Raw genomic sequence first — 26,633 nt, forward strand, 5'->3', positions numbered from 1 at the left:
CTTTCTTCGCGTTTCGCGAGATTAGCGGGTTAATCTAACCTTCCGCGACACGGCCTGACCGGTTAGCGGATTGCACATCAAGTTGTGGGGAAGGGCTTAATTCAATCTATCCTCGTGACCAAATCAAAAAGCATGTCATTTAAATATGTTTTTTGATTAGATCGCGAAAGTTATTCCTAAAAATCACTTTCGTGGCGAAGCATAGCATAATTACTGAAGAAAAAAAAAGCGAGTCGTAAAGACTCGCTTTTTACAACAACATAAAATAACTAAAGATTAACGTTTTAACTTCACGTTCGAATGAACGCTTAATTAACGCTTGTCTATAGCTGGTACATCACGTTTGGCTGAGCCAACAAACAACTGACGTGGGCGACCGATTTTTTGCTCTGGATCAGAAATCATTTCTTTCCATTGAGCGATCCAGCCTACTGTACGTGCCAAAGCAAAGATACCGGTGAACAATGCTGTTGGAATACCCAGTGCACGTTGTACGATACCAGAGTAGAAATCGACGTTAGGATAGAGCTTGCGGCTGACGAAGTATTCGTCTTCCAGCGCGATTTTTTCCAGTGCCATGGCCAGCTTGAACAGTGGATCATCTTGCAGACCCAGTTCTTGCAGCACTTCATAACAGGTTTCACGCATCAGCTTGGCGCGTGGGTCATAGTTTTTATAAACACGGTGACCAAAGCCCATCAGCTTGACGCCAGAGTTCTTGTCTTTAACCTGAGCGATGAACTCAGGAATATTGTCAACGCTGCCGATTTCTTCCAGCATGCTCAATGCTGCTTCATTCGCACCACCGTGAGCAGGACCCCACAGGCAGGCGATACCAGCAGCGATACAGGCAAATGGATTGGCACCAGAGGAACCGGCCAGACGCACTGTTGATGTAGAGGCATTTTGCTCGTGATCTGCGTGCAGGATCAGGATACGATCCAGGGCGCGCACCAGTACTTCATTGGTTTTGTATGGCTCACATGGCGTAGAGAACATCATGTGCATGAAGTTCGCGCTGTACGACAAGTCATTACGTGGATACACGAAAGGCTGGCCGATAGAATATTTATAGGCCATCGCTACCAGTGTAGGCATTTTGGCGATCAGGCGGATAGCTGACACTTCACGGTGATGCGGATCATTGATATCCAACGAATCATGGTAGAAAGATGCCAGTGCACCAACCGTACCTACCAGTACCGACATAGGATGGGCATCACGGCGGAAGCCGCGGAAGAAGAATTGCATTTGCTCATGCACCATGGTGTGATTGGTGACAGTCGCTACAAATTCTTTCTTTTGATCTGCGTTTGGCAATTCGCCATTCAACAACAGATAGCAGGTTTCCAGGAAATCACCGCCATTGACAGCCAGTTGCTCGATAGGATAACCGCGATACAGCAATTCACCCTTGTCGCCGTCGATATAGGTGATGGAAGAATTACAGGCTGCCGTGGACATGAAACCTGGATCATAGGTGAACATGCCGGTAGAACCATACAATTTACGGATGTCGATGACATCAGGACCAATCGAACCCTTGTAAATTGGCATTTCCAGGGCTGGTGAGCCATCGGAGAATGATAGCGTGGCTTTTGTTTCAGAATTTGTCATGGCTCTTCCTTCAGATAAGAGGTGAGTCGTTAATCAAAAAAACACAAAAAATCAAATTGACTTACGCCGCTTGCAGGCGCAGCAATAAAGCATGGACATGAGGCAGATCGACTTCGGCTTCCGGTTTGGTCTTGGCCAAGATCAGATCCATTAAAGTATTGTCTGGCAATTCCATCAGGCGGCTGAAGGCATCCACTTCCTCATCTGTCAGGGATTCTTCATTGGCATCCAGAAAACGCGTCAAGATCAGATCGTTTTCCAGCAAACCACGCCGTGCCCGCCACCGCAGCCTGGCCCGCTTTATCGGGTCGCTTTGATGGGATATAGCTTGTGACTCAGACATATTTAATTTTCTTCCATACTGACTATTTCATGCGGCTCTCAGCTTGCCTGGAAAACCGCATGAAATAGCAGCGATGCCCGTCAAAAAATAACAGGGCATCGCCAAAAACAACTTAAACCGCGCGACGGACCATCAGCTCTTTAATCTTACCGATAGCACGGGTAGGATTCAGACCTTTAGGACAGACGTCCACACAATTCATGATGGTGTGGCAACGGAACAAACGGTATGGATCTTCCAGGTTGTCGAGGCGTGCTCCAGTTGCTTCATCACGAGAATCAGCAATAAAGCGATAAGCCTGCAACAAACCTGCGGGACCAACGAATTTATCCGGATTCCACCAGAAAGATGGGCAGGATGTAGAGCAACATGCACACAGAATGCACTCATACAGACCATCAAGCTCTTCACGCTCAGCAGGCGTCTGCAGGCGCTCTTTTTCCGGAGGAATGGAATCATTCATCAGGTAAGGCTTGATGGAATTGTATTGCTTGAAGAATTGCGTCATATCCACGATCAGATCGCGGATCACTGGCAAGCCAGGCAAAGGACGCAAGACGATAGGCTCGCTCAATTCATTCAGATTGGTGGTACATGCCAGGCCATTCTTGCCATTGATGTTCATCGCATCAGAACCACACACACCTTCACGGCATGAGCGGCGCAGCGCCAGTGAGTCATCAACGTCAGATTTAATACGTTGCAATGCATCCAGCAACATCTTGTCAGTGTCTTGCAGCTCGACGGTCAGGTCTTGCATGTAAGGCTTGGCATCCTTGTCCGGATCGTAGCGATAGATTTTAAATTTCAGTGTACGTGCCATATCGGTATCTCTTTAGAATGTACGGGCTTTAGGCTTGAAGGTTTCTACAGTCAGTGGTTTGGTCACGACTGGCTTGTAGTCGAGGCGATTGCCTTCGGAATACCACAAGGTATGCTTCATCCAGTTCACGTCGTCGCGCTGTTCGTAATCACGGTGCGCATGTGCGCCACGGGATTCTTTACGGGCGGCAGCGGATGTGATCGTTGCCTTGGCTGTTTCGATCAGATTATCCAGTTCCAGTGCTTCTACACGTGCAGTATTGAAGACCTTGGATTTATCTTTGAAAGAAACATGCTTGCGACGCTCATCAAGCTCCATAATTTTCTTGTAGCCGGTTTGCAGCAATTCATCAGTACGGAACACGCCGCAGTATTGCTGCATAGTGCCGCGGATGGCATTGGCAACGTCTTGTACGCGCTCGGAACCGGTACTGGTTTCCAGCTTGGCCAAACGTGACAGTGCCAGATCAGCCGCATCAGCAGGCAAATCTTTATTGCTACGCGCCTTCAGATTACTTGCAACTACGTGATTACCAGCCGCACGGCCAAACACCAGCAAATCGAGCAGAGAGTTAGTACCCAGACGGTTTGCACCATGCACCGATACGCAGGCGCACTCGCCAATTGCATACAGACCATTAACGACTTCACTGCCACCGTTTTTAGGTGCCACAACCTGACCATGAATATTGGTCGGGATACCACCCATCTGATAGTGAATTGTAGGAACGACAGGAATCGGCTCTTTGGTCGCATCAACGTTGGCAAACTTGTGCGCGATTTCCAGAATCGATGGCAGGCGTTTTTGAATGGTGTCAGCACCAATATGACGCAGATCCAGCATGACGTGATCTTTATTTGGACCACAGCCACGACCTTCCTTGATTTCCTGATCCATGGAGCGGGAAACAAAGTCACGTGGAGCCAGATCTTTCAGCGTAGGCGCATAACGCTCCATGAAGCGCTCGCCCTGGCTATTCACCAGAATACCACCTTCACCACGCACACCTTCAGTAATCAGGACACCCGCACCGGCAACGCCAGTTGGATGGAACTGCCAGAATTCCATATCTTCCAGCGGCAAGCCCACACGCGCCGCCATACCCATACCGTCACCAGTATTGATGAAGGCATTGGTAGAAGCTTGCCAGATACGGCCAGCACCGCCAGTTGCAAATATCGTGGTCTTGGCTTCCAGCATCATGACTTCGCCAGTTTCCATTTCCAGCGCAACCACACCAAGGACATCACCATCAGCATCACGGATCAGGTCTATCGCCATCCATTCAACAAAGAAATGGGTACGGGCGCGGACGTTACGCTGATACAGAGTATGCAGCAAAGCATGACCAGTACGGTCAGCAGCAGCACAGGCACGCTGCACAGGTTTTTCACCGTAGTTGGCAGTATGGCCACCGAATGGACGCTGATAAATCGTGCCGTCAGCATTACGGTCAAATGGCATACCAAAATGCTCAAGTTCATAAACCACTTTTGGTGCTTCACGGCACATGAACTCGATCGCATCCTGGTCACCCAGATAGTCTGAACCTTTAACGGTATCAAACATATGCCAGAGCCAGCCATCTTCCGACATATTGCCCAAAGAAGCACCAATACCACCCTGCGCAGCAACAGTATGCGAACGGGTAGGGAAAACTTTAGACAGTACAGCGACATTCAGGCCAGCCTCAGCCAATTGCAGCGAGGCACGCATGCCGGAACCGCCAGCACCAACGATGACCGCGTCAAAACGGCGGCTAGGGATTGTGGATTTAATTGCAGCCACTTTTATACTCTCCACAAAATCTGTGCAGCATAGCCAGCACAAGCGATCAACCACAGAATTGTGGCAACTTGAAATACCAGACGCAAAAATACATTGTGCGTCACATAATCCATCCAGATATCGCGCATACCAACCCAGGCGTGATACAGCAGGCAGATGACGACAGAGAAAGTCGCCAGCTTGAACCACTGCATGGCAAATATGCCAGCCCAGGCAGCTTGATTGAAGTTTTTACCCGTCAAAAACAGACCCAGCAAAATAACGGTGTATAGCGCCATGACGATGGCAGTAACACGCTGCGCCAACCAGTCACGCAAACCGTAACTTGCTCCCACGACCAGACGCTTAGGTCCAATATTATTATTTGCCATTTTTAGAATACTCCGAACAGTTTCAAGGCTATCAATGCTGCCAGCACAAGACTGATCGCCAACACACTCACTGCTGACTTACGTGCACTATCCTTATCGAGACCATAGTGCAAATCCATGAGCAAGTGACGGATACCAGCGCAGAAATGGTGCAGATAAGCCCATGACAAAGCCAGGATAACCAGCTTGACAAAAACGCCGGATGTCAATGCCTGCAATTCGGCAAATGTAGTTTCCGATGTCAAACTCTTATCAAGCAGATAAAGGATGAATGGCAACAACAGGAACATCAGCATTCCACTTGCCCGGTGCAAGATGGAAACGAAGCCTGCTAGCGGCAACCGGTATCCGGTCGCATCTATCAAGCGCATGACACCAAAGCGTGGCTTGGCTCTTACTACTTCAGACATAAATAATCTCCCCATTAACTAGTCTGTACATAAACCTTGCAATTTTCGCTCATTTTGGTGCATTGCACCAACAAAAATCGGCGCAATTTACAAAATATCGCTATCTTAAACCTAAAGCTCTGCGGGTGCAGAGCACGCAAACACACGTCACAAGGTCAGGACACGCCAAAAAACCACAGCAAGCACACCGGTCGCCAGATGATTGATTTAGCTTAATTCATTCCTGTAATGGTGATTCACAGTCAGATACAAACCACGACGCAGCTCTACTGGCTTGTCGCCATACGTAAAGGAAACGCGCTCAACATTAAGCAAAGGCACCCCGACATCCACACTCAGCAAACCTGCAACCGCCTCATCAGCACACACCGCACGGATTTGCTCGGACGCTCTTATCATGTGCGTGCCAAATTCGCTTTCAAACAGACCGTACATCGGCCCCTTGTATTCATTCAAACGCTCGGCAGTCAGGCCTTTGAAGATGGAACCAGGCAACCACAAATCATCGAGGATGGTAGGCACACCAGAAAAAGACTGCACACGACGGATAAAGACGACCGAATCACCAGATTTAATGTCCAGCAAACGCGCCACCTCTGCTGGTGCGCGCATGCGTTTGACTTCGATAATGCGATTCTCAGGATAATGCGGCACTCCCTCATCAGGGGCCAGCCGCAAAAAACGAAATTGCGAACGCGCCTCATGGTGAGTTGCGACGAAAGTGCCCTTCCCCTGCCTGCGCACGACCAGATTTTCCGCAGACAGTTCATCAATGGCTTTGCGCACCGTACCCTGACTGACTTTGAAACGGCCAGCCAATTCCATCTCACTGGGTATCAACTCACCCGGCTTCCACTCACCGGATTGCAGGCTCTGGGTAATCAGCGCTTTTATCTGTTGATATAATGGGCTGAACGTAGGCGAAGCACTCAAAGACGAAGCACCAACCCCAGCACCTGGAGTGGTCGGTGCAACGGGCGAATTATTTGCGGTTGGTATGCTTGAGTTCATAGACTGCAATTTCACCACAAAACTACCCGCCACGTCCAGAACAAAAACTAAGTGATATGTCTTATATAAGACATAAGATATTGATTGACACTTAGCCCTGCACGACCTACACTCCCGTACAAATAGTTGGCGCCAGCATTTAGGCCAGCACCAGCTAACAATCTGTCACACAGCTGTCATACCAAGCAATATAGTTCGAACGCTTTCAATGTAAAGGACGAAAACGTGTTTGCAGCGGATTTTGGCTGACTGACAGCGCTTTCAACGGTATCATTAAGTGTTTTACATAGCGTCGGCACCAGTCGCTGCAATTGTTTGAACATCGTTTTCACACCACTTCGGAGATGCATCATGGCGAAATCCCCTATGCGCGTAGCTGTTACCGGCGCCGCAGGCCAAATTGGCTATTCCCTTCTGTTCCGTATCGCCAATGGCGACATGCTGGGCAAAGACCAGCCAGTGATTCTGCAATTATTGGAAATTCCTGACGAAAAAGCCCAGAAAGCGCTGAAAGGCGTAATGATGGAAATCGACGACTGCGCATTCCCACTGTTGGCTGGCATGTCAGCTCACAGCGATCCAATGACAGCGTTCAAAGATATCGACGTCGCCCTGCTGGTTGGCGCCCGTCCACGCGGCCCAGGCATGGAACGCAAAGATCTGCTGGAAGCCAATGCACAGATATTCACTGTACAAGGCAAAGCACTGGATGCAGTAGCATCCCGCAATGTTAAAGTTCTGGTCGTTGGCAACCCAGCCAATACCAATGCTTACATCGCCATGAAATCGGCACCTTCCCTGCCAGCAAAAAACTTCACAGCAATGCTGCGTCTGGATCACAACCGCGCCTTGTCTCAAGTGGCTGCCAAAGTTGGCAAACCAGTTGCTGCAGTTGAAAAACTGTGCGTATGGGGCAATCACTCCCCAACCATGTATGCTGACTATCGCTTTGCGACAGTTGATGGTGCATCTGTCAAAGACCTGATCAATGATCAAGTCTGGAACAAGGACGTATTCCTGCCTACAGTTGGCAAACGCGGCGCAGCGATTATCGAAGCGCGTGGCTTGTCTTCTGCTGCCTCCGCAGCAAACGCAGCAATCGACCACGTACGTGACTGGGTACTGGGCACAAACGGCAAATGGACTACCATGGGTATTCCTTCTGATGGCTCTTATGGCATCCCTGAAGGCACTATGTTCGGCTTCCCTGTGACAACAGAAAACGGTGAATACACTATCGTTCAAGGTCTGGAAATCGACGAGTTCTCCCGTGAACGCATCAACATCACTCTCAAAGAATTACAAGAAGAGCGTGATGGCGTTAAACACCTGGTAGGTTAATCAGGCAAGAGGGCAGATTCTGGCACTCGCCGGAATCTGCCTTGGTTCACGATGATATTTTAAGTAATGCACCCATCTACAGTACTTTTTCAGGATCAAATTGAACCGGTTATATTACCGGTCTGCGACCATTACGCAGGATCTGAAAAATTGATGCGCAAATCGATTGCGCTACAACAGGAACTAGGTGGAGTTTTTGACATCACTCTCGATTGCGAAGACGGCGCGGCCGCTGGCAATGAGACCTATCATGCAAATCTGGTCACTAACCTGGTGAACAGTACAGACAATCATTATCAGCGTCTGGGCGTGCGGGTGCACGATGTACATCACCCTGCATTTGAGCAAGACCTGGAAATCATACTGCCTGCGTGTGCAGACAAACTTGCCTATCTGGTTTTACCAAAAATAAACAGCACAGCCGAGTTGCAGACAGCACTGCAGCGCATCAATCATTTCGGCAAAAAACACAATGGCCAGTTAATCCCGGTTCATGTCTTGATAGAAACCCATGGCGCACTGGCAGAAGTACAGCAAATTGCCGCCCTGCCTCAGGTAGAATGCCTGTCATTTGGTTTGATGGATTTTGTATCCTCCCATTTTGGCGCCATACCTGCCTCAGCCATGCGCTCTCCCGGACAATTCAGCCACCCGCTGGTTTTACGCGCCAAGCTGGAAATTGCTGCCGCCTGTCACCGCTACGGCAAAGTTGCTTCGCACAATGTAACCACCGAAATCAGGGACACCAGCGTCGTGGCAGACGATGCCCGCCGCGCAGCCAGCGAATGTGGCTATACCCGCATGTGGAGCATACATCCTGACCAGATACAGCCTGTCATACAGGCATTTTCTCCCAGCGAAACCGACATCGAGGATGCTGTCAACATCCTGACCCAGGCAAAAAAACAGAACTGGGGACCAATACAATGGCAAGGACAGTTACATGACAGGGCCAGTTACCGCTATTATTGGACAATTTTAAGACGAGCCCAGTCAGGGCAAGTCGCATTACCGGCAGCAGCACAAGAGTTACTCTAGGAGACACCATGAAATTACTTTCTTTTATCAGCCTGGCATTTGCAGCATGCACCATCCTTGCAAGCAATGCCAATGCAGTGGAAGCACCACGCAGCAAGACCAAATCCACAGCAAAGGCGGTAAAACCTGCCGCTGCCCACGTAGCAAAAGAAGATGACGAACCGGAACCGGACGTGGCTTTGCACAATAATTTTGAGTACAAATGCGAGCTTGGCAATGCCCTGACCATGTACACCAACGCCGAGGATGCAGACCATGTGGCCATGCGCTGGAAAAAACGCCTGTACCGCCTGACTAAAGTCGATACCACGACAGGTGCCGTGCGTTTTGAAAACCGCAAGGCTGGTTTGATCTGGATAGGTATTCCAGCCAAGGGTTTGTTACTGGATTCACATAAAGGCCAGCAATTGGCCAATGAATGCAAAACTGAAGCCGCATCACTGGCAGAAGTGAATAGCAAGGATAGTAGTGCGGCACAAGCCAAATAAGTTTTAATGTTAAAACGCGATACCGGATTTCACGACAGCCTTAGCACCGGCTGACATGAGTGAGCGTGCGTCGTCTGATTTAATTATTTTTTGATCGTTGATTTTCGTAAATAAGAGGAAGAGCCATGAGCCAAAATGCGTACAAGGATGCATTCAAAACCCTGAAAGATTTTAAAATTTCGGATACCAAGAAAGGCAAGTTCTTTTCCCTGCCTGCCCTGGAAAAAAATCTCGATGTAAAAATCTCACGTCTGCCAGTGTCTATCCGTATCGTGCTGGAATCAGTGCTGCGTAACTGCGACGGCAAAAAAGTTACTGAAGAACACGTCAAGCAACTGGCCAACTGGGGTGCAACAGCCGCCCGTACTGACGAAATCCCTTTCGTCGTATCGCGCGTTGTGCTGCAAGATTTTACCGGCGTGCCTTTGCTGGCTGATCTGGCTGCCATGCGTAACGTGGCTGCCAAGCAAGGTAAAAACCCAAAGAATATCGAACCACTGGTTCCGGTTGATCTGGTCGTTGATCACTCTGTACAGATCGATCATTTCCGCGAAAAGAAAGCGCTGGACCTGAACATGAAACTGGAATTCTCGCGCAACAACGAGCGTTACCAGTTCATGAAATGGGGCATGCAGGCATTTGATACATTTGGCGTGGTTCCTCCAGGTTTTGGTATCGTCCACCAGGTGAACCTGGAATACCTGGCACGCGGCGTACACAAAGCCAAAGATGCCAAGAAAAATGAAGTCTACTACCCTGACACACTGGTAGGTACAGATTCTCACACCACCATGATCAATGGTATCGGCGTAGTTGGCTGGGGTGTAGGCGGTATCGAAGCAGAAGCTGGCATGCTGGGTCAACCAGTTTACTTCCTGACACCTGACGTTGTCGGCGTTAACCTGACTGGCGCATTGCGCGAAGGTTGTACAGCAACGGATCTGGTATTGACGATCACTGAATTGCTGCGCAAAGCCAAGGTTGTTGGCAAATTTGTGGAATTCTTCGGCGAAGGCACACGCTCCCTGTCACTGACAGACCGCGCAACAATCGCCAACATGGCACCAGAATACGGCGCGACCATGGGCTTCTTCCCAGTCGATGAAGCGACTATCGATTACTTCAAAGGCACAGGCCGCACCAAGGCAGAAATCGACGCATTCGAAGGCTATTTCAAAGCCCAGAAAATGTTTGGTATTCCTGCTGCTGGCGACATTGACTACACGACAGAAATCTCCCTGGATCTGTCCACAGTTGCACCTTCCCTGGCTGGTCCTAAGCGCCCACAAGACCGTATCGAAATCGGTAACGTCAAATCAACATTTGCTGATCTGTTCTCCAAGCCTACAGCAGAGAATGGCTTCAACAAAAAAGCAGAAGACCTGAACGCGGTTTACACCAATACTGACGGCATCAATGTCAAAAACGGTGACGTACTGATCGCTGCGATTACTTCCTGCACCAACACCTCCAACCCTAGCGTCTTGCTGGCTGCTGGTTTGCTGGCCAAGAAAGCAGTTGAAGCTGGCTTGAAAGTAGCACCACATATCAAAACATCGCTGGCTCCTGGCTCACGCGTTGTGACTAAATACCTGGAAGCAGCAGGCTTGTTGCCTTACCTGGAAAAACTGGGTTTCGGCGTGACAGCTTACGGTTGCACTACCTGTATCGGTAATGCTGGCGACCTGACACCTGCGATGAACGAAGCAATTGCTGCCAACGATATCGTGGCATCTGCCATTTTGTCTGGTAACCGCAACTTTGAAGCGCGTATTCACCCGAACATTCGCTCCAACTTCCTGGCCTCCCCTCCTTTGGTGGTTGCCTACGCCATCGCTGGCAATATGACCCGCGACTTGATGACAGAGCCAGTTGGCCGCGTTAAAGGCAAGGATATTTTCCTGGGCGACATCTGGCCTACCAGCGCAGAAATCAGCAAGCTGATGAAATTTGCGATGAATTCCAAAACCTTCAAGGAAAACTACGCAGACGTTAAAGGTGCTCCAGGCAAACTGTGGGAAAACATCAAAGGCGTGGCAGAAGGTGATGTCTACAACTGGCCTACCTCGACTTACATCGCTGAACCTCCATTCTTTGCTGACTTCACGATGGAACCAAAAGCAGCCGCAACCGGCATCACTGGTGCACGCGCACTGGGTGTGTTCGGTGATTCCATCACGACTGACCATATTTCCCCAGCTGGCTCCATCAAAGAATCCAGCCCTGCTGGTAAATGGCTGAAAGAAAACGGCGTACTGAAAGCCGATTTCAACTCCTACGGTTCACGTCGTGGCAACCATGAAATCATGATGCGCGGCACATTTGCCAACGTGCGTATCAAAAATCTCATGATCCCGGCCAAGGAAGATGGCTCCCGCGTTGAAGGTGGCGAAACCCTGTTCCAGCCAACTGGCGAACAAATGGCGATCTATGACGCAGCGATGAAGTATGTTGCTGACGGCGTACCAACCATGATTTTCGGTGGTGAAGAATACGGTACAGGCTCCTCACGTGACTGGGCAGCAAAAGGTACACAATTGCTGGGCGTTAAAGCAGTTATCGCCCGCTCTTTTGAACGTATCCACCGCTCCAACCTGGTTGGCATGGGCGTATTGCCACTGCAATTTATCGGCACTGACAGTGTTGATACTCTGGGCATCACTGGCAATGAATCTTTCGACCTGAAAGGTATAGAAGATGAAATCAAGCCACAGCAAGAAGTGACTCTGGTCATCCACCGTGCCAACGGCGAGACAAAAGAAGTCAAAGTCTTGTTGCGCATCGATACACCTATCGAAGTTGACTACTACAAACATGGCGGTATCCTGCCATTCGTATTGCGTCAATTGCTGGCAGCCTAAGCTTCAGCATGCACATCCCTGCTTGCAGGGATGAATTGAAAAAGAGTGAGTTCCTAAGGGAGTTCACTCTTTTTTCTTTGGTTTTTCTTTCTGTGTATGGCCGTGCAAGAATGATGTAAGCAAGTTCGTCTAAGCTGACTTCATCTTAAAAATCCAACTCTGGAGACAACCATGTGGAAAATTCTCGTCGCCTTTATTATTTTTGCTGCAGCTGCCCTATTCGTGATTTTTAAAGGGGGCGATAAAGTCGATATGCAAGGTGAAGCTGCTGGTCATAACCCGACTGAAGTTCACTCTGCGTCTGCCAGTGCTTCAGCACCTGCTCCGACCAGCCTGCCTGCTGCCGCATCTGAAGCGAGCGCGACAGCTACGCCAGCATCTGATGCTGCAGCAAGCAGCGCCAGCAAATAAGCTTATCAAATAGCATCATCAAATAAAGCATTAAAAACAAAGGCTGCAGATTTGCAGCCTTTGTTTTAGCTCAGTGTAGCCAAAGCCTGTTCTATATCTACAATAAGGTCTTGCGTATCCTCAAGGCCAATATTGAAGCGCACCAAAATCCCGGATTCAGCCCAGTTGCTACGCATATATTGCATGCGATAAGGCACGCACAGGCTGTGCGCCCCACCCCAGCTATAACCCAGCTTGAACAATTTCAGACTATCGACAAAGCGATCCGTCTGTTCTTCTCCATACTTCGCATCAAACAACACTGAAAACAAGCCAGCAGCACCCGTAAAATCACGCTGCCAGATATCATGTCCAGGGCAAGCTGGTAATGCAGGGTGTAAAACCTTACTTATTTCCGGACGATTTGCCAGCCATGCAGCAATTTTGCGTGCGCTTTGATCATGCGCATTAAAGCGTATTTGCATGGTAGGTAAATTTCTCAACACCAGATAGACATCATCCATGCCCACACCAAACCCCAGCCGCATATGCGCCATCTGCAAACGGGTATTGAGAGCAACGTCGCGGGTAATGACAGCTCCCATCAAGACATCCGAACCACCACTTTGGTATTTCGTCAGCGCCTGCATGATGATGTCGACGCCATGTTCAAAAGCAGCAAACGCTATGCCTGCAGACCAGGTATTATCCAAAGCCACCAGCACACCACGCGCATGGGCAGCTGCACATATCGCCGGCACATCAGGCACTTCCATAGAAACAGAACCTGGTGCCTCTACCCATATCAAGCGAGTGTTTTCTTCTATCAGCTCAGCAATACCAGCACCAATTAAAGGATGGTAGTAGCTCACTTTGACACCAAAGCTGCGCGCTAGCCAATCGGCCTGATCGCGGCTGGGGCCATAGACATTATCTGGTATTAATACATGGTCGCCACTTTGCAGGAAAGCCATATTCACCAGTGTGATTGCCGCCAGGCCACTGGGAGTCAACAGGCAATGCTCACCGTGCTCTATTTCTGCCAGCCTGCCCTCCAAAGTAAAACTGGTGGGTGTGCCATGCAGGCCATAGGTATAGCCAGACTTATCCTGCCAGCTACGTTCACGCATAGCCGCAACATTGTCGAACAAGACTGTGGACGCATGATGGATGCCGACCGGGAAAGCAGCAAAACCATCTGGTGCCGCATACTCGCTATGAATGATACGGGTATTGAACCCTGGATCTGGCTTTGTATTTTCTGACATGCTAATTCCTGACGCGTAAATTAACTGATCATATATGTTAGCTCAGAAGTGTCACTCTTATCGATCACCCTGCATGCAAATATACAGGCTACAAAAAAGGCGCTTTAAGCGCCTTTCTTTATTTACTGGTTCTCGATTTCGTCGGTTTTTTTGATACCGGCAGTAATTCCAGCACAAACTCTTTGCTGACTTTGCCATCATCCGATTGCCAGATACCGCGTATGACATTGTCCTTGAGTTCGCCATCCCACTGGCCAGACACATCTACGCCGTCTTCAGACTCTTCCATGCTGAGCTTGTTGCCGCTGACTTCGCCAGCCAGAAAAATCTTCTTGCCCTGATTGCGCTTGCCACCCGCCACAACATAAGAACCCTCAACACTGTCCCTGTCTTCAGTTTTCGGCTGCAAGTGCATGCGTATCTTGTCATCGCCCATCCTGCCCTGGAATTCAATTTCCCTGGCAAAAAAGGGATTAGCCATGGGAGCGAAACGCGATGCTACCGGAGAAACCAGCTCAGTTTTATCCTGAGCCTCGACCGTAAGCCCTGAAGCAAATTCTGAGAACAGGATCAGCGGCAGTAAAACCAAACGCAAAAATCTCATCAGATTGCTTCGCCCCACAGATCATGAGCATCAGCTGCGGTGATTTTCACTTCAACAAATTCACCTACCTTGAGTTTGCGATGTGGCTCAAACGGTGGCTTAACGTAGACGACACCATCAATCTCAGGCGCGTCTGCAGAACTACGGCCTACACCACCGCTACGGTCGAGAGAGTCGATCAATACGCGCATGGTTTTGCCGATTTTGGCTTGCAGGCGCTTCTTGGATATACCCTCCTGCAACTCCATGACGCGACGACGGCGGTCTTCACGTACTTCATCTGGCAATTGATTGGCGATTTCATTGGCGGTCGCACCTTCGACTGGCGAATAGGCAAAGCAGCCCAGACGATCAATTTCCGCTTCCTTGAGGAAGTCGAGCAGGTATTCAAACTCTTCTTCTGTCTCACCAGGGAAACCGGCGATGAAGGTGGAGCGTATCGTGATCTCAGGACACATTTCACGCCAGGCTTTGATGCGTTCTATATTTTTTTCACCACTGGCAGGACGCTTCATGCGCTTCAATACGTCAGGGTGAGCATGTTGCAAAGGCACGTCCAGGTAAGGCAGGACATGGCCATTGTTCATGAAAGGAATGATCTGGTCTACATGCGGATATGGGTAAACGTAATGCAGGCGTACCCAGGCATCATGTTGCTTGGCCAGCTCGCCCAGGGCCTCGACCAGTTGCGTCATATGGGTTTTGACCGGCTTGCCATTCCAGAAACCCATGCGGAACTTGATATCCACACCGTAGGCACTAGTGTCCTGAGAAATCACCAGCAACTCCTTGACGCCAGCCTTGAACAGGTTTTCTGCTTCCATCATGACATCCGCAATCGGGCGCGACACCAGGTCGCCACGCATGGATGGGATGATGCAGAAGCTGCAACGATGGTTACAGCCTTCAGATATTTTCAGGTAAGCGAAATGCTTGGGCGTCAATTTGACGCCTTGTGGCGGCACCAGATCCTGAAATGGTTCATGCGGCTTAGGTAAATGCTTGTGCACTGCTGCCATGACTTCGCCGACTGCGTGAGGGCCAGTTACTTCAAGTACTTTGGGATGGATGGACTGTATCATGTCCTTGCCATCAGCACCCTTTTTAGCACCCAGGCAACCAGTCACGATAACCCTGCCATTTTCAGCCAGCGCCTCACCAATCGCATCCAGCGACTCCTGCACAGCAGCATCAATAAAGCCGCAGGTGTTGACGATGACCAGATCAGCGCCATCATAGGATTTGGCAGTGTCGTAACCTTCGGCACGCAACTGGGTCAGGATTTGTTCGGAATCGACAAGCGCCTTTGGACAACCCAGGGACACAAATCCCACCTTGTGAGTAGCAGGCATTTCTTGACGACGAATTTCAGAGATAGACATAGAGGACAATTAATAGCAAATGAGAGCAAAAAGGGTACAAAAGCGAATTCGCTATTGTACCCTTTTTGCCAGCCCAACTTGCCGCATCTGTGATAATTTCCTGAAGAATCAGGGGCTTAAGTCAGAATGCGAGCCTGTTCAACTTGAATATCATTTACTTTTTATTCACATCTTCTGGATTGAAGGGGAAGACATTGAACATGTTTTTTGCCTGGCTTTGCATCTGCTCTTGCATTTGCACAAACAAATTCTTGCTCTGTTCTATGTAATTGCCCATCATGCCTTGCATCATCGGGCCCTGTACATTCATGAACTGCGTCCACATTTCAGGGCTGAAAGGCTTACCTTCATAGATGCCCTTGGAATTTTCGGCCAGCTTGTTCTGGATATCGATAAAGGCCTGGACGTTTTTTTCCAGGTAATTGCCCATCATGCCCTGCATGGCATGGCCATAGTAACGAATGATTTGTGACAAAACGACACTGGAGAACATTGGCGAACCGCCGGCTTCTTCTTCCAGAATGATTTGCAACAATATGCTGCGTGTCAAATCCTCGCCCGTTTTTGCATCGACTACAGCGAAATCATCGTTTTCCAATACAAACTGCTTGACGTCCACCAGCGTGATATAGCTGCTGGTTTGCGTGTCATACAGACGACGGTTAGGATATTTCTTGATCAGATGCTGTGATGATTTTTTTGCGCTATTCATTGAGATCTCAGTTAAACACTTCGATATCCTGCTACTTTATGAGGATCACTCTTCAAAGTAGCACAGACTATTCACGCAAACATGGTTTCCTGTTCTGGATTAGCCAAAACAGCCAGCCATGTTTGTCCCCTTTTTTATATCTTGTATTTTGCAGCCTGCAAAAGATATGCCCATCGAAATCTTGCGACTCTGATGGGCATATTTTACCGCACTGCAGAAGAAAGACAGCAATTGGGGAGGCTAAAAAGCCAATTTAAAAAATTTATTCCAATTCCTGGCAATTTCTAAGAGCTGACTGCGATTAACCCATGTGCAAACCACCGTTGATAGAGAAGTCTGAACCAGTGGCATAACCACCTTCATCAGATGCAATCCAGGCAACAATAGAGGCAATCTCTTCAGGCTCAGCAAGACGCTTGACAGGAATACCAGCCACAATTTTTTCCAGCACATCAGGACGAATCGCCTTGACCATGTCAGTACCTACATAGCCCGGGGAGACTGTATTCACAGTAACACCCTTGGTTGCCACTTCCTGTGCCAGGGCCATGGAGAAGCCATGGATACCAGCTTTAGCCGTGGAATAATTAGTCTGTCCAAACTGGCCTTTTTGACCATTAACAGAAGAAATATTGATGATACGACCCCAACCGCGGTCTACCATGCCATCGATGACTTGCTTGGTGACGTTGAACAGAGAGTTCAAATTGGTGTCCATGACAGCATCCCAATCTGCCTTGCTCATTTTACGGAACTGACCGTCACGGGTAATACCAGCATTATTAACCAGCACATCCACTTCACCAATCTCTGCCCTGACCTTTTCAAAGGCTGCCTTGGTCGACTCCCAATCGGAGACATTACCTTCAGAAGCATGAATATCCAGGCCTTCTGCACGCATATCTGCCAGCCATTTATCCTTGCGGGCAGAGTTCGGACCACAACCAGCAACAACTGTATAGCCATCTTTGCACAAACGTCTGCAAATTGGAGTTCCAATACCACCCATACCACCAGTTACATAAGCAACACGTTTTGACATATTTGTTCTCCTAATTGAAATTTTATTACTAAACAACAAACCTTCAATCTGCTCTTACCTTCACGTAACGCCCTGGTGCAGCCTCAATCGCCGGGAAGTCTGCATTACCAGGATTCGTTGGTATTTTTACCATCTTACCACCATGTTCAGCCAAAAAGGCTGACCATTCTGGCCACCAGCTACCTGGGTGTTCGGTAGCGCCTGCCAGCCAACTTTCTGAATCCAGACCGGCTTGCTCATTGGTCCAGTAACTTCTTTTTTTCTTGGCTGGAGGATTGACCACGCCAGCGATGTGTCCTGAAGCCCCCAGCACAAAACGATTCCTGTTTTTATGACGAGGATTCAACAAAGCCGTGGAAGCATAAGCTGCCTGCCAAGGCACGATATGATCTTCACGCGAACCATAGACAAAGCAAGGTGCGTCAATTTTGCCCAGATCAACCTTGCTGCCCGCGACGGTCAATGCACCTGGCTGCTTGAGTTTGTTTTCCAGGTAGGTGTTGCGCAAATACCAGCAAAACATGGGGCCGGGCAAATTGGTGCTGTCGGCATTCCAGTACAAAAGATCAAACGGTGGCGGTGCTTCGCCCTTGAGGTAATTTGACTGCACATAATTCCAGACCAGGTCATTCGCCCTCAGGCTGGAGAAAGTGCTGGCCAGGTCTTTACCCGGCAAAATGCCACGACGACCTATGGTTTGCTCACGCATCTTGACTTGCATTTCATCGACAAACACGTCGAGTACGCCAGTCTGGGTAAAGTCGAGCAAGGTAGTCAGCAAAGTCAGGCTACTGGCAGGATGTTCGCCACGCGCCGCCAATACTGACAAGGCAGTAGAAACAATAGTGCCGCCTACGCAAAAGCCAAAAGTGTTGATCTTGTCCTGTTTGCTGATTTTTTGTACGACCTTGATTGCCTGTATGGCACCATCTTCGATATAGTCATTCCAACTGACTTCAGCCATGCTTTCATCAGGGTTGGCCCAGGACACCAGGAAAACCGTGTGTCCCTGGTCGACGGCATAACGCACGACTGAATTCTCAGGCTGCAAATCGAGGATATAGAATTTGTTGATACAAGGCGGCACCATCAACAGAGGGCGTTGATGCACGGTCTTGGTGGTGGGTTGATATTGAATCAGCTGGAACAAATGGTTTTCATACACCACGGTACCGGCTGAAGTGGCAACATTTTTACCTACTTCAAAAGCTGACTCATCTGTTTGAGAGATACGGCCTTTTTGCATGTCGGCCAGCATTTGAGTAATGCCTTTGGCCAGGCTCTCGCCTTTACTCTCTATCAGCTTGCTTTGTGCTTCGGGATTGGTGACCAGGAAATTGGCTGGCGACATGGCATCAATCATTTGCTGCACTGCAAAACCGATTTTCTGTTTTGTCTTGGTTGGGGCCTGCACAGACTCTGCCATGGCCATCAAAAAGCGTGCATTCAGCAAATAAGATGCTGCACTATAAGAGTGCATTGCATGGTTATGCCAGTCTGGAGCAGAAAAACGCCTGTCATTGAGATCAGGGATTTTGGATACGGCAAAGTCTTGCCATAGCTTGCCAAACTCTTGCATATACTCCGTTTGCAAGCGCGTCATGGTGGCGGGATCTATCTGCGCCCCAAGGCCCTTCAGCATGTCCGCTGCTGGCATGGGGTTCATTGCTTCGGCAGGCTTCATCCACTCCTGCCATTTATCTTGATTCACTAGCTGTGACATCCACTCGGAGTACATAGCTTGAGGATCGAAAGTCTTCATGCGTGCCTCCTGATTTTCGCGTATCGTTTCGAAATAATTTTAAGCTTTCTTTCCCTGATTAATGAAGCCGCAATACCATTCCCGTTATTGCAAATGCCCACCCAATACTCACAATAATAAAATAAGGTTTTTTATGTATATCGTCGCAATCGCCTGGATTTATGTCGTACTGATGATGTCAATCACAGAGCACTCTGTCATTGCGGGCATCATGACTTTCCTGCTGTATTGCGTTTTTCCTTTAACAATAGTTTTATACCTGATGCGCACACCACAGCGCAAGCGTGAACAACGGGAAAAACAAGCTGCACTGCAAAAACAATCTGAAACTTCCGCAATTTCAAGCGAGCATCCGCAAGCCGAAACCAAAGCAGATTGATCCCGGCATCCTGTTAATCCGGTGCTATCCAGATCAGGCTGGCCATTCTTCCGCTGATACCATCGCGGCGGTAAGAATAGAACTCAGTCACTTCACTTACTGTACAGCGATCACCACCTGACACTTGCTCAACACCGATGTCATTTAGCAATTTTCTTGCCAGCCCGTAGAGATCGGCCAGATACTTTTCCGATCCATCCCGACTGGCTTTCGCTTTAAAATAAATCTGCACATCAGGAACTTGCGCAGCAAAAGCATCGAGTACATCACGCCCTACTTCAAATTCTTGCGGCCCTATGGCTGGCCCAAGCCAGGCAATGATCTCCTGTGCACCCCTGGCACGCATGGCTGCTACGGTATGTTGCAACACCCCTGATGCCAGACCACGCCAGCCGGCATGTGCTGCAGCAACCACTTTGCCAGAAATATCTGCAAATAAAACCGGCAGGCAATCTGCAGTCAGCACTGCACAAACCTTACCAGGCTGCGTACTAAGCACGGCGTCACCTATATTGCTGACGCTGCCAGCAGCAAGATCATTAGCATCAAGTACTATATTGCCATGTACTTGTGATAAGAATATGACATCCGAAGGCAATTGACGATTTAATTTATCCCGATTCTGTTTTACTGCGTTGGGATTGTCGTTGACATGGTCACCGAGATTGAGACCGGCGCTGCCGCTCGCATCTCCATAGGGGCCAAGACTGGCCCCGCCATGACGGGTGGTGGTGAACGCCCGCACGGTGGCGGGCGCGTGCTGCCAGTTGGGCAACACTACCGGGAAAGAAGCAAGATCAATGATGCTCTTGCTGTCTGATTTCATACTGATTTGCTTACTAACTGTATGCCAGCCTGCAGCAGCAATGCTGCAAAATCATCAGCCAGGGGGATTTCCCATTCCACATGCTCACCTGTAGTCGGATGCGTCAAACCCAGCTTGCGCGCCTGCAGTGCCTGACGAGGGAAGAAGCGCGCCAGATGCTGCTTGCCATACAGCGGGTCACCAACCAGCGGAAAACCCAGTGACAACATGTGCACACGAATCTGATGGGTGCGACCAGTTTCAAGTTGGCAGGCAACCAGGCTAACAGGAAATTTTTCCAGCATGCCAGCTGCTACGCGCTGGAAATGTGTCACAGCCGGTTTGGCAAGCATGCTTTGCGAGACTGCCATCTTGATGCGGTCACGCGGATGTCTGGCCATAGGTGCATCAACTGTGCCGGACAAATTGGGCGTACCCCATACCAGCGCATAGTATTCACGCTTGACTGTTCTGTCCTGCAACTGACGCACCAGCTCAGTGTGGGCGATCAGGGTTTTGGCGACGACCATCAGGCCAGAAGTATCTTTATCCAGCCTATGCACGATGCCAGCACGTGGCACGCCCAGCAAAGCAGGCCAGCGGTACAGCAAGCCATTCAGCAATGTGCCTGACCAGTTACCAGCAGCCGGGTGCACCACCATATCAGCAGGTTTATTGATGACCAGGATGTCGTCATCTTCATAAACCACGTTTAAAGGGATGTCTTCGGGCGCATAAGCACCTTCATCGGGAGCGGCTTGCGGCTCAATAATGATTTTTTCATCACCCAGCATGGTCATTTTGCCACGACCCGGCTTGCCATCGACACTGACAAAGCCTGCTTCTATCCATTGCTGGATGCGACTTCTGGAATATTGGGGAACCAGTTTGGACAAAGTCTTGTCCAAACGCTCACCACAGGCTTCTGATGTGAGCTTTAATTCTATATTTTCGACTACCGGCGAAAAATCTTCGTCCACTTCGGTGCTATCGTTCAGCTCTTCAAATTCAGTCTCCAGGTCGGAATCTGACAAAATCACTGTAGTAGTTTGTTTCACATTTTTTGCCATCGGCTATAATCCGTAAATTGTTTTCATGCTCACGCACAAATTTATGCACATTAAATCTTTGAAATTGCTGGTTCTGGCTGTTGCCGCGTCCTTAAGTTTAAGCGGCTGCGGGGTGTTTGGCGAAAAGGGCGATGAGACCAGAACCTGGTCAGCATCAAAATTATACGCTGAAGCAAAAGACGAAATGTCTAGTGGGAGCTATGAAAGAGCAATTCAGTACTTTGAAAAACTGGAATCACGCTTCCCTTTTGGTACGTACGCACAACAAGCACAAATGGAAACTGCCTACGCTTATTACAAGCAAGGCGATCAAGCCCAGGCATTGGCGGCAGTTGAACGCTTCATCAAGCTGCATCCAAATCATAGCCATGTAGACTATATGTACTACTTGCGCGGCGTTATCAACTTCAACGACCAGGTCGGTTTGTTGAATTTCCTTGCCAATCAGGATATTACAGAACGCGATCCAAAAGCGTCCCGCGATTCTTTTGACGCTTTCAAACAACTGGCAATCCAGTTCCCAGACAGCAAGTATACGCCAGACGCGATCTTGCGCATGAAATATCTGGTAAATGCCCTGGCGCAATATGATGTGCACGTAGCACGCTACTACCTGCGTCGTGGTGCTTATCTGGCATCTGCCAACCGTGCCCAGGCTGCCATCAAGGAATATCCGGATGCCCCTTCCATTGAAGAAGCAATGTTCATCCTGATACGCTCTTACGATGCCATGGGCATGACTGAGCTGCGTGATGATGCCAACCGTGTGTTCTTGCAAAACTTCCCAAAAAGTGACTTCCTGGCAGGTAAAGGCAAGTCTGGCGGCGCCTGGTGGAAATTCTGGTAGGACGGTAAACCAATATATCCACCAGAAACCTGATGCTCTGGTGGATATTGGTTTTTAGCTAGTCTTCCATCTTTCGGCGGAATACCCAGTTAAATTTGGTCGATTCTTCTTCGCAATAGGCATACCCTTCTTCGGCAAAGGCTTTCAGGTTCTCGGCCCTGCGTATGCCATGCTGCGCGCTATATTTAGCCATCAAGCCTCTCGCACGCTTGGCATAGAAAGAAATGATCTTATATTGACCATTTTTCCAATCCTGAAACACTGGAGAGATCACTGGCACGCCTAATAAAGCGGGTTTGACGGCTTTAAAGTATTCGTCGGAAGCCAGATTCACCAAAGTTTTTGCCTTTTGTTGCTGAATAACATCACTCAGCAATAAACTTATTTTATCGCCCCAAAAGGCATATAAATTTTTACCGTGGGCATTATCGAGCCTGGTTCCCATTTCCAGGCGATATGCCTGCAAGGCATCCAGCGGACGCAATAAGCCGTATAAACCAGACAAAATACGTAGATGATTTTGCAGGTATTTTATCTGTGCTGTGGTCAGACTGGTAACGTCCAAGCCTTCATAGACATCGCCATTGAAAGCAAAAACCGCCTGTTTGCTATTCAATGGAGTAGCTTCTGCCTGCCAATCAGCAAAACGTTGAACATTCAGTTGCGCCAGGGCCGGGGAAATATCCATGAGCTCAGCCAATTGATCTGGCTTATAAGTTCTAGCGATGCCTATCAACTCTTCGGCTTCATCCAGAAAATGAGGCGTGGTGACAGTTCTGGCCTTTACGGCTGTGTCAAAGTCAAGACTCTTGGCCGGAGATAATACAATGAGCATAAATTGAATTTAAATGACAAAAATGACCGCCATCATACCTAAGCGCGTAGTGATTGACACTAATGTATGCCTTGATTTATTCGTTTTCAAAGACCCGAGATGGTCGGTTTTACTTGAAGAACTCGGCAATGGAGCAATACACGCCATCACCCGTAATGACTGCAGGGATGAATGGCTGGCAGTGCTCAACTACCCTCACCTGTCTGCCAGACACGACAGTGCAGAGCTTGTGACTGCCGTGTTTGATCGCCATATTACTTGCATCACTCCTGCAGAAACCTCTTCGTACAAACTACCCATTTGTAGCGACAAGGATGACCAGAAATTCCTGGAAATTGCACGCGATACTCAGGCTGAGGTATTAATCACCAAAGACAAGGCATTACTCAAGCTGGCCAGAAAAATCCGGCAGGCAGGCATGTTCAGAATTGAGACACCAGAACAATTTTTGAAAACTTACGTAAAAGAATGTGACAAAACTGCATCGGGACCAACAAAAGAATGACAAATTTTATTACTCTGAGTTATTCTTCGGTAATGTCCTGCTACTATGAACAAGAGTAAAAAGCAGTCTTGTTTGTACATGAAATTTACACCCTAACTTATAGAAAATAAGTTAGGCAAATGAACGGAGCCCATGCGGAAACTTAGTATCTGAATGGCAGCAACACTCAGATCATTTCTGCATACTCTCGCTGACACACCATGACATTTGTGAAGCTTACACAATGATCAATGCGATTATGGAGAACCAAGGACTATGACCGATTCAGCAGATGATCTGGACGCATTGTTTGAAGAAATGGCCAATCAGCGCCTGGAAACCAATGTAGAGTCCCCCTCTTCCGGAGCAGCAGTTGTTGCAAGCAGTCCCGCACCCGAGCCTGAGCCTCTACCTGCCAAATTCAATCTGCATGGCGATGATGCTGACTCTTCCCGACCTATGTTTGATCGACTGGGTGGCCTGGTCAGGATGTTGCACGACTCCATGCGTGAATTGGGCTACGACCGCTCGCTGTCTGACGTTGCGGAACAAATTGCCGATGCTCAGGGCCGACTGGAATACGTTGCCACTCTGACCGAACAGGCTGCCAACAAGGTCTTGAATGCCACAGACCTCGGCATGCCGGAACAGGATGAACTGGCAAAAAAAGCCAAATCCATGGATGCACGCTGGACAGATTTATTTGACGGTAAACTCAGCATCGATGAATTCAAGGCTCTGGCGACAGACTCCAAGACCTTTGCTAACGCTGTCTTATCAGCCACAGATGCTGAGAAAGCGCGCCTGCTGGACATCATGATGGCGCAAGATTTCCAGGATTTGACAGGCCAATTGATTAAGAAAGTTGTTGCAATCAATAAACGTGTCGAACACGAACTGGCACAAATACTTCTCGACAATGCACCATCTGACCTGAAAGAGAAAGCAGTAGAATTGATGGAAGGCCCTTCCGTCCCGAACGCGGCTTTGGAACAGGACGATGTAGATAACCTACTTGATAGTCTGGGTTTCTAATGGATGACATGCTCAAAGAATTTGTCGTCGAGGCGCTCGATCTGGCGACTAATGTAGAAGAACATCTACTATCGCTCGAGCGCAATCCCGGCGACATGAATACGCTTAATGCCGTATTCCGGTCGTTCCATACGATCAAGGGTGGCGCAGGCTTCATGAATTTGAGCGCCATGGTCTCGGCCTGCCATTTGACCGAAAATCTCTTCGATGCCCTGCGCACAGGACAAGTACCCGTCACGCCAGAAGCCATAGAAGCGGCTCTCGAGGCTAGCGGCTTTGTCGCTGACCAGCTTACTGCCCTGAATAATGGCACCGAGCCGGACAAGTTGTCGACCATGCCCAAGTCTTTGGAAAAAATGCTGACAGATGCCATAGAAATGAAGGGCGTCAGCAAAAAACCGGCAGCTGCCAAGGCAAAAGCACCAGAAGCGCCCAAACCCAAAGCGGCAGAAAAAGCTGCGGCTCCGGCAGCTAAAAAAGAAGAAACCGGTGAAGTTGACTGGAATGCTTACTACCGCGCGGTGACGCCGCCAGGCACCCTGCCCGAAGAAGAAGTCGAGGCAGAAGCCGAAGAAATCCAGGCAGAAGAAGTACATGCGCCAACGCCAAGGGAAGAGACAGAAGCTGTCAAGTCTTCACTCTCTGGCGGTGAAGTCAAACAAAATGCACCTGCCAAAGAAGAAAGCATACGCATTGATGCGGTCAAGCTGAACGTCTTGCTTGAAGTTGCTGGGGAATCTGTGCAGGCCGCCAATCAGGCAGCAGTACTTCTGGAAAAACTTTCACAATTTAAGTTCGACGGACAAGCTGCACCGTTGATGTCTGCCTTGACAGAAACCCTGACACGCGCATCCCGTTACTCAACCGAGCTGCAACGTGCCACGCTGGCCACACGCATGCAGCCGGTGGGACGTTTGTTCCAGAAATTCCCCAGGCTGATCAGGGAACTGGCACGTGATCTTGGCAAAGAAGTCGATCTGAACATTGCTGGTGCCGAGACTGAAGTGGATCGCGTTGTCGTGGACAGCTTGTATGATCCACTGGTCCACATGTTGCGCAATGCACTTGATCACGGCATAGAAACCGCAGAAGAACGCATCAATGCCAATAAATCACCGCGTGCCACGATTTCATTGAAAGCATGGCAGGAAGCCAGCAGCGTCATGATAGAAGTGACGGATGATGGCAAAGGCATGGATGCACAAAGACTGCGTGACAAAGCTGTCTCCAAAGGCTTGATCAACATCCATGATGCCCGTACTGACGACGAAGCCTTCCAGCTAGTGTTTTTACCAGGCTTTTCGACCAAGGAAGTCGCGTCCAGCGTATCCGGTCGCGGGGTAGGCATGGACGTGGTAAAAACTGCTGTAGAACGCCATCGCGGCGCGATACGCATAGCTTCTCAACTGGGAACAGGCACTACCTTCCTGATCCGTTTGCCAATTGAGCTGTCTATCGTTCCAACCATGCTGGTCCGTACTGACGGCGCATCACTGGCCTTGCCAATGGCGACTGTACAGCGCGTGGTTGAATTGCCAGAAACCTTTGAAAGTGTCGGTGGCCAACCTGTTTTGCGTGATCTTGGCCGGCCTTTGCCAGTGAAGTCTCTGGGCAAGATACTGGGTTACACGCCAGCGTCTGAAAGAGTTGGGATCGTCATTGCAGCGCCCAGCCCTTACATCTTGTCTGTAGATGCAGTTGATGGCACAGCCGATCTGGTGATCAAACCACTGACCTGCATTAGCACCCCAGGCATTACGGGCACTGCCCGCTCTGCTGAAGGTGAGCTGGTTCTGGTGATCAGCCTATCTTTCCTGATTGATGGTTGCAAGACCAGGGAACGCATAAGCGCCTGAGTGCTACTCTTCCATATTTGCAGTAAATCACCTGATAAACGCATTTTGACCAAATCTGTCAAAATGCGTTT

26 protein-coding genes are annotated in these 26,633 nt (G+C 49.2%); 10 read left to right on the plus strand and 16 right to left on the minus strand.

Annotated elements, in window-relative coordinates; all coding sequences use genetic code 11:
- Positions 1–312: 312 nt before the first annotated feature.
- The 7 genes from gltA to DFR42_RS04385 form a co-directional block, all read right to left on the minus strand.
- Positions 313–1,617, minus strand: coding sequence for a citrate synthase (gene gltA, locus DFR42_RS04355; protein WP_110253692.1), 1,305 nt, complete (start codon positions 1,615–1,617; stop codon positions 313–315).
- Between the two features lie 61 nt (positions 1,618–1,678).
- Positions 1,679–1,960, minus strand: coding sequence for an FAD assembly factor SdhE (locus DFR42_RS04360; RefSeq protein WP_110253693.1), 282 nt, complete (start codon positions 1,958–1,960; stop codon positions 1,679–1,681).
- A 112-nt stretch (positions 1,961–2,072) separates the two neighbouring features.
- On the minus strand, positions 2,073–2,783 hold the full coding sequence (locus tag DFR42_RS04365) for a succinate dehydrogenase iron-sulfur subunit (protein ID WP_110253694.1): 711 nt from the start codon (positions 2,781–2,783) through the stop codon (positions 2,073–2,075).
- Between the two features lie 12 nt (positions 2,784–2,795).
- Positions 2,796–4,571, minus strand: a complete 1,776-nt coding sequence (gene sdhA, locus DFR42_RS04370) for a succinate dehydrogenase flavoprotein subunit (RefSeq protein ID WP_110253695.1) — start codon at positions 4,569–4,571, stop codon at positions 2,796–2,798.
- A 2-nt stretch (positions 4,572–4,573) separates the two neighbouring features.
- A complete protein-coding gene (sdhD, locus tag DFR42_RS04375; RefSeq protein ID WP_110253696.1) occupies positions 4,574–4,942 on the minus strand; it encodes a succinate dehydrogenase, hydrophobic membrane anchor protein in 369 nt (122 codons plus the stop codon).
- Positions 4,943–4,944: 2 nt separating this feature from the next.
- Complete coding sequence (sdhC, locus tag DFR42_RS04380; RefSeq protein ID WP_110253697.1) at positions 4,945–5,352, minus strand: succinate dehydrogenase, cytochrome b556 subunit; 408 nt, start codon at positions 5,350–5,352, stop codon at positions 4,945–4,947.
- A 207-nt stretch (positions 5,353–5,559) separates the two neighbouring features.
- Positions 5,560–6,363 (minus strand): GntR family transcriptional regulator, encoded by an 804-nt coding sequence (locus DFR42_RS04385; protein ID WP_110253698.1) that lies wholly within the window; start codon positions 6,361–6,363, stop codon positions 5,560–5,562.
- Positions 6,364–6,714: 351 nt separating this feature from the next.
- Here DFR42_RS04385 and DFR42_RS04390 point away from each other — a divergent pair, with 351 nt between their 5' ends.
- From DFR42_RS04390 to DFR42_RS04410, 5 genes are all read left to right on the plus strand, one after another.
- Positions 6,715–7,704 (plus strand): malate dehydrogenase, encoded by a 990-nt coding sequence (locus tag DFR42_RS04390; RefSeq protein WP_110253699.1) that lies wholly within the window; start codon positions 6,715–6,717, stop codon positions 7,702–7,704.
- A 66-nt stretch (positions 7,705–7,770) separates the two neighbouring features.
- Complete coding sequence (locus DFR42_RS04395) at positions 7,771–8,742, plus strand: HpcH/HpaI aldolase/citrate lyase family protein (protein ID WP_110253700.1); 972 nt, start codon at positions 7,771–7,773, stop codon at positions 8,740–8,742.
- Between the two features lie 8 nt (positions 8,743–8,750).
- On the plus strand, positions 8,751–9,230 hold the full coding sequence (locus tag DFR42_RS04400) for a hypothetical protein (protein WP_110253701.1): 480 nt from the start codon (positions 8,751–8,753) through the stop codon (positions 9,228–9,230).
- A gap of 125 nt (positions 9,231–9,355) precedes the next feature.
- Positions 9,356–12,091: an aconitate hydratase AcnA gene (acnA, locus tag DFR42_RS04405; RefSeq protein ID WP_110253702.1), complete on the plus strand. Its 2,736-nt coding sequence runs from the start codon at positions 9,356–9,358 to the stop codon at positions 12,089–12,091.
- 171 nt (positions 12,092–12,262) lie between these two features.
- Positions 12,263–12,502, plus strand: a complete 240-nt coding sequence (locus DFR42_RS04410) for a hypothetical protein (RefSeq protein WP_110253703.1) — start codon at positions 12,263–12,265, stop codon at positions 12,500–12,502.
- Between the two features lie 65 nt (positions 12,503–12,567).
- Here the strand turns inward: DFR42_RS04410 and DFR42_RS04415 are convergent, their stop codons facing one another.
- The 6 genes from DFR42_RS04415 to phaC all read right to left on the minus strand — a co-directional run bounded on the left by DFR42_RS04415 (position 12,568) and on the right by phaC (position 19,251).
- The gene (locus DFR42_RS04415; protein WP_110253704.1) at positions 12,568–13,749 is read right to left on the minus strand and encodes a cystathionine beta-lyase; all 1,182 of its coding nucleotides are present in this window, start codon (positions 13,747–13,749) and stop codon (positions 12,568–12,570) included.
- Positions 13,750–13,867: 118 nt separating this feature from the next.
- Positions 13,868–14,344 (minus strand): hypothetical protein, encoded by a 477-nt coding sequence (locus DFR42_RS04420; protein ID WP_211324147.1) that lies wholly within the window; start codon positions 14,342–14,344, stop codon positions 13,868–13,870.
- 8 nt (positions 14,345–14,352) lie between these two features.
- Complete coding sequence (gene rimO / locus DFR42_RS04425) at positions 14,353–15,735, minus strand: 30S ribosomal protein S12 methylthiotransferase RimO (RefSeq protein WP_245936822.1); 1,383 nt, start codon at positions 15,733–15,735, stop codon at positions 14,353–14,355.
- Between the two features lie 154 nt (positions 15,736–15,889).
- Positions 15,890–16,447 carry a polyhydroxyalkanoate synthesis repressor PhaR gene (gene phaR / locus DFR42_RS04430; RefSeq protein WP_110253707.1) on the minus strand — a complete coding sequence of 186 codons (558 nt, stop codon included), beginning with the start codon at positions 16,445–16,447 and terminating at the stop codon, positions 15,890–15,892.
- A gap of 301 nt (positions 16,448–16,748) precedes the next feature.
- Positions 16,749–17,489: a 3-ketoacyl-ACP reductase gene (locus tag DFR42_RS04435; protein ID WP_110253708.1), complete on the minus strand. Its 741-nt coding sequence runs from the start codon at positions 17,487–17,489 to the stop codon at positions 16,749–16,751.
- Positions 17,490–17,532: 43 nt separating this feature from the next.
- Entirely contained in the window at positions 17,533–19,251 is a 1,719-nt protein-coding gene (gene phaC / locus DFR42_RS04440; RefSeq protein WP_110253709.1) for a class I poly(R)-hydroxyalkanoic acid synthase, read from the minus strand.
- A gap of 133 nt (positions 19,252–19,384) precedes the next feature.
- Here phaC and DFR42_RS04445 point away from each other — a divergent pair, with 133 nt between their 5' ends.
- Positions 19,385–19,630 (plus strand): hypothetical protein, encoded by a 246-nt coding sequence (locus tag DFR42_RS04445; RefSeq protein WP_110253710.1) that lies wholly within the window; start codon positions 19,385–19,387, stop codon positions 19,628–19,630.
- 13 nt (positions 19,631–19,643) lie between these two features.
- Here DFR42_RS04445 and pgeF read toward each other — a convergent pair whose 3' ends face one another.
- Entirely contained in the window at positions 19,644–20,456 is an 813-nt protein-coding gene (gene pgeF, locus DFR42_RS04450; RefSeq protein WP_110253711.1) for a peptidoglycan editing factor PgeF, read from the minus strand.
- On the minus strand, positions 20,453–21,505 hold the full coding sequence (locus DFR42_RS04455) for an RluA family pseudouridine synthase (RefSeq protein WP_110253712.1): 1,053 nt from the start codon (positions 21,503–21,505) through the stop codon (positions 20,453–20,455). The genes pgeF and DFR42_RS04455 overlap by 4 nt, the downstream gene beginning before the upstream one ends.
- 43 nt (positions 21,506–21,548) lie before the next feature.
- On the opposite strand from DFR42_RS04455, the gene DFR42_RS04460 reads away from it, so the two are divergent.
- The gene (locus tag DFR42_RS04460; RefSeq protein ID WP_110254233.1) at positions 21,549–22,352 is read left to right on the plus strand and encodes an outer membrane protein assembly factor BamD; all 804 of its coding nucleotides are present in this window, start codon (positions 21,549–21,551) and stop codon (positions 22,350–22,352) included.
- A gap of 58 nt (positions 22,353–22,410) precedes the next feature.
- Here DFR42_RS04460 and yaaA read toward each other — a convergent pair whose 3' ends face one another.
- Complete coding sequence (yaaA, locus tag DFR42_RS04465) at positions 22,411–23,187, minus strand: peroxide stress protein YaaA (protein ID WP_110253713.1); 777 nt, start codon at positions 23,185–23,187, stop codon at positions 22,411–22,413.
- A 13-nt stretch (positions 23,188–23,200) separates the two neighbouring features.
- Here yaaA and DFR42_RS04470 point away from each other — a divergent pair, with 13 nt between their 5' ends.
- From DFR42_RS04470 to DFR42_RS04480, 3 genes are all read left to right on the plus strand, one after another.
- Positions 23,201–23,692, plus strand: a complete 492-nt coding sequence (locus tag DFR42_RS04470) for a putative toxin-antitoxin system toxin component, PIN family (protein WP_110253714.1) — start codon at positions 23,201–23,203, stop codon at positions 23,690–23,692.
- A 255-nt stretch (positions 23,693–23,947) separates the two neighbouring features.
- Entirely contained in the window at positions 23,948–24,706 is a 759-nt protein-coding gene (locus tag DFR42_RS04475; protein ID WP_110253715.1) for a protein phosphatase CheZ, read from the plus strand.
- On the plus strand, positions 24,706–26,562 hold the full coding sequence (locus DFR42_RS04480; RefSeq protein WP_110253716.1) for a chemotaxis protein CheA: 1,857 nt from the start codon (positions 24,706–24,708) through the stop codon (positions 26,560–26,562). The genes DFR42_RS04475 and DFR42_RS04480 overlap by 1 nt, the downstream gene beginning before the upstream one ends.
- The last annotated feature ends 71 nt before the right edge of the window (positions 26,563–26,633 follow it).

This window comes from Undibacterium pigrum, assembly GCF_003201815.1.
In the GTDB taxonomy this organism is placed as follows: domain Bacteria; phylum Pseudomonadota; class Gammaproteobacteria; order Burkholderiales; family Burkholderiaceae_D; genus Undibacterium; species Undibacterium pigrum.

Coding starts and splice junctions, on each gene's coding strand:
- gltA (WP_110253692.1), bottom strand. CDS start 1,617: ATGACAAATTCTGAAACAAAAGCCACGCTATCATTCTCCGATGGCTCA.
- DFR42_RS04360 (WP_110253693.1), bottom strand. CDS start 1,960: ATGTCTGAGTCACAAGCTATATCCCATCAAAGCGACCCGATAAAGCGG.
- DFR42_RS04365 (WP_110253694.1), bottom strand. CDS start 2,783: ATGGCACGTACACTGAAATTTAAAATCTATCGCTACGATCCGGACAAG.
- sdhD (WP_110253696.1), bottom strand. CDS start 4,942: ATGGCAAATAATAATATTGGACCTAAGCGTCTGGTCGTGGGAGCAAGT.
- sdhC (WP_110253697.1), bottom strand. CDS start 5,352: ATGTCTGAAGTAGTAAGAGCCAAGCCACGCTTTGGTGTCATGCGCTTG.
- DFR42_RS04385 (WP_110253698.1), bottom strand. CDS start 6,363: ATGAACTCAAGCATACCAACCGCAAATAATTCGCCCGTTGCACCGACC.
- DFR42_RS04390 (WP_110253699.1), top strand. CDS start 6,715: ATGGCGAAATCCCCTATGCGCGTAGCTGTTACCGGCGCCGCAGGCCAA.
- DFR42_RS04395 (WP_110253700.1), top strand. CDS start 7,771: ATGCACCCATCTACAGTACTTTTTCAGGATCAAATTGAACCGGTTATA.
- DFR42_RS04400 (WP_110253701.1), top strand. CDS start 8,751: ATGAAATTACTTTCTTTTATCAGCCTGGCATTTGCAGCATGCACCATC.
- acnA (WP_110253702.1), top strand. CDS start 9,356: ATGAGCCAAAATGCGTACAAGGATGCATTCAAAACCCTGAAAGATTTT.
- DFR42_RS04410 (WP_110253703.1), top strand. CDS start 12,263: ATGTGGAAAATTCTCGTCGCCTTTATTATTTTTGCTGCAGCTGCCCTA.
- DFR42_RS04415 (WP_110253704.1), bottom strand. CDS start 13,749: ATGTCAGAAAATACAAAGCCAGATCCAGGGTTCAATACCCGTATCATT.
- rimO (WP_245936822.1), bottom strand. CDS start 15,735: ATGTCTATCTCTGAAATTCGTCGTCAAGAAATGCCTGCTACTCACAAG.
- phaR (WP_110253707.1), bottom strand. CDS start 16,447: ATGAATAGCGCAAAAAAATCATCACAGCATCTGATCAAGAAATATCCT.
- DFR42_RS04435 (WP_110253708.1), bottom strand. CDS start 17,489: ATGTCAAAACGTGTTGCTTATGTAACTGGTGGTATGGGTGGTATTGGA.
- phaC (WP_110253709.1), bottom strand. CDS start 19,251: ATGAAGACTTTCGATCCTCAAGCTATGTACTCCGAGTGGATGTCACAG.
- DFR42_RS04445 (WP_110253710.1), top strand. CDS start 19,385: ATGTATATCGTCGCAATCGCCTGGATTTATGTCGTACTGATGATGTCA.
- pgeF (WP_110253711.1), bottom strand. CDS start 20,456: ATGAAATCAGACAGCAAGAGCATCATTGATCTTGCTTCTTTCCCGGTA.
- DFR42_RS04455 (WP_110253712.1), bottom strand. CDS start 21,505: ATGGCAAAAAATGTGAAACAAACTACTACAGTGATTTTGTCAGATTCC.
- DFR42_RS04460 (WP_110254233.1), top strand. CDS start 21,549: ATGCACATTAAATCTTTGAAATTGCTGGTTCTGGCTGTTGCCGCGTCC.
- yaaA (WP_110253713.1), bottom strand. CDS start 23,187: ATGCTCATTGTATTATCTCCGGCCAAGAGTCTTGACTTTGACACAGCC.
- DFR42_RS04470 (WP_110253714.1), top strand. CDS start 23,201: ATGACAAAAATGACCGCCATCATACCTAAGCGCGTAGTGATTGACACT.
- DFR42_RS04475 (WP_110253715.1), top strand. CDS start 23,948: ATGACCGATTCAGCAGATGATCTGGACGCATTGTTTGAAGAAATGGCC.
- DFR42_RS04480 (WP_110253716.1), top strand. CDS start 24,706: ATGGATGACATGCTCAAAGAATTTGTCGTCGAGGCGCTCGATCTGGCG.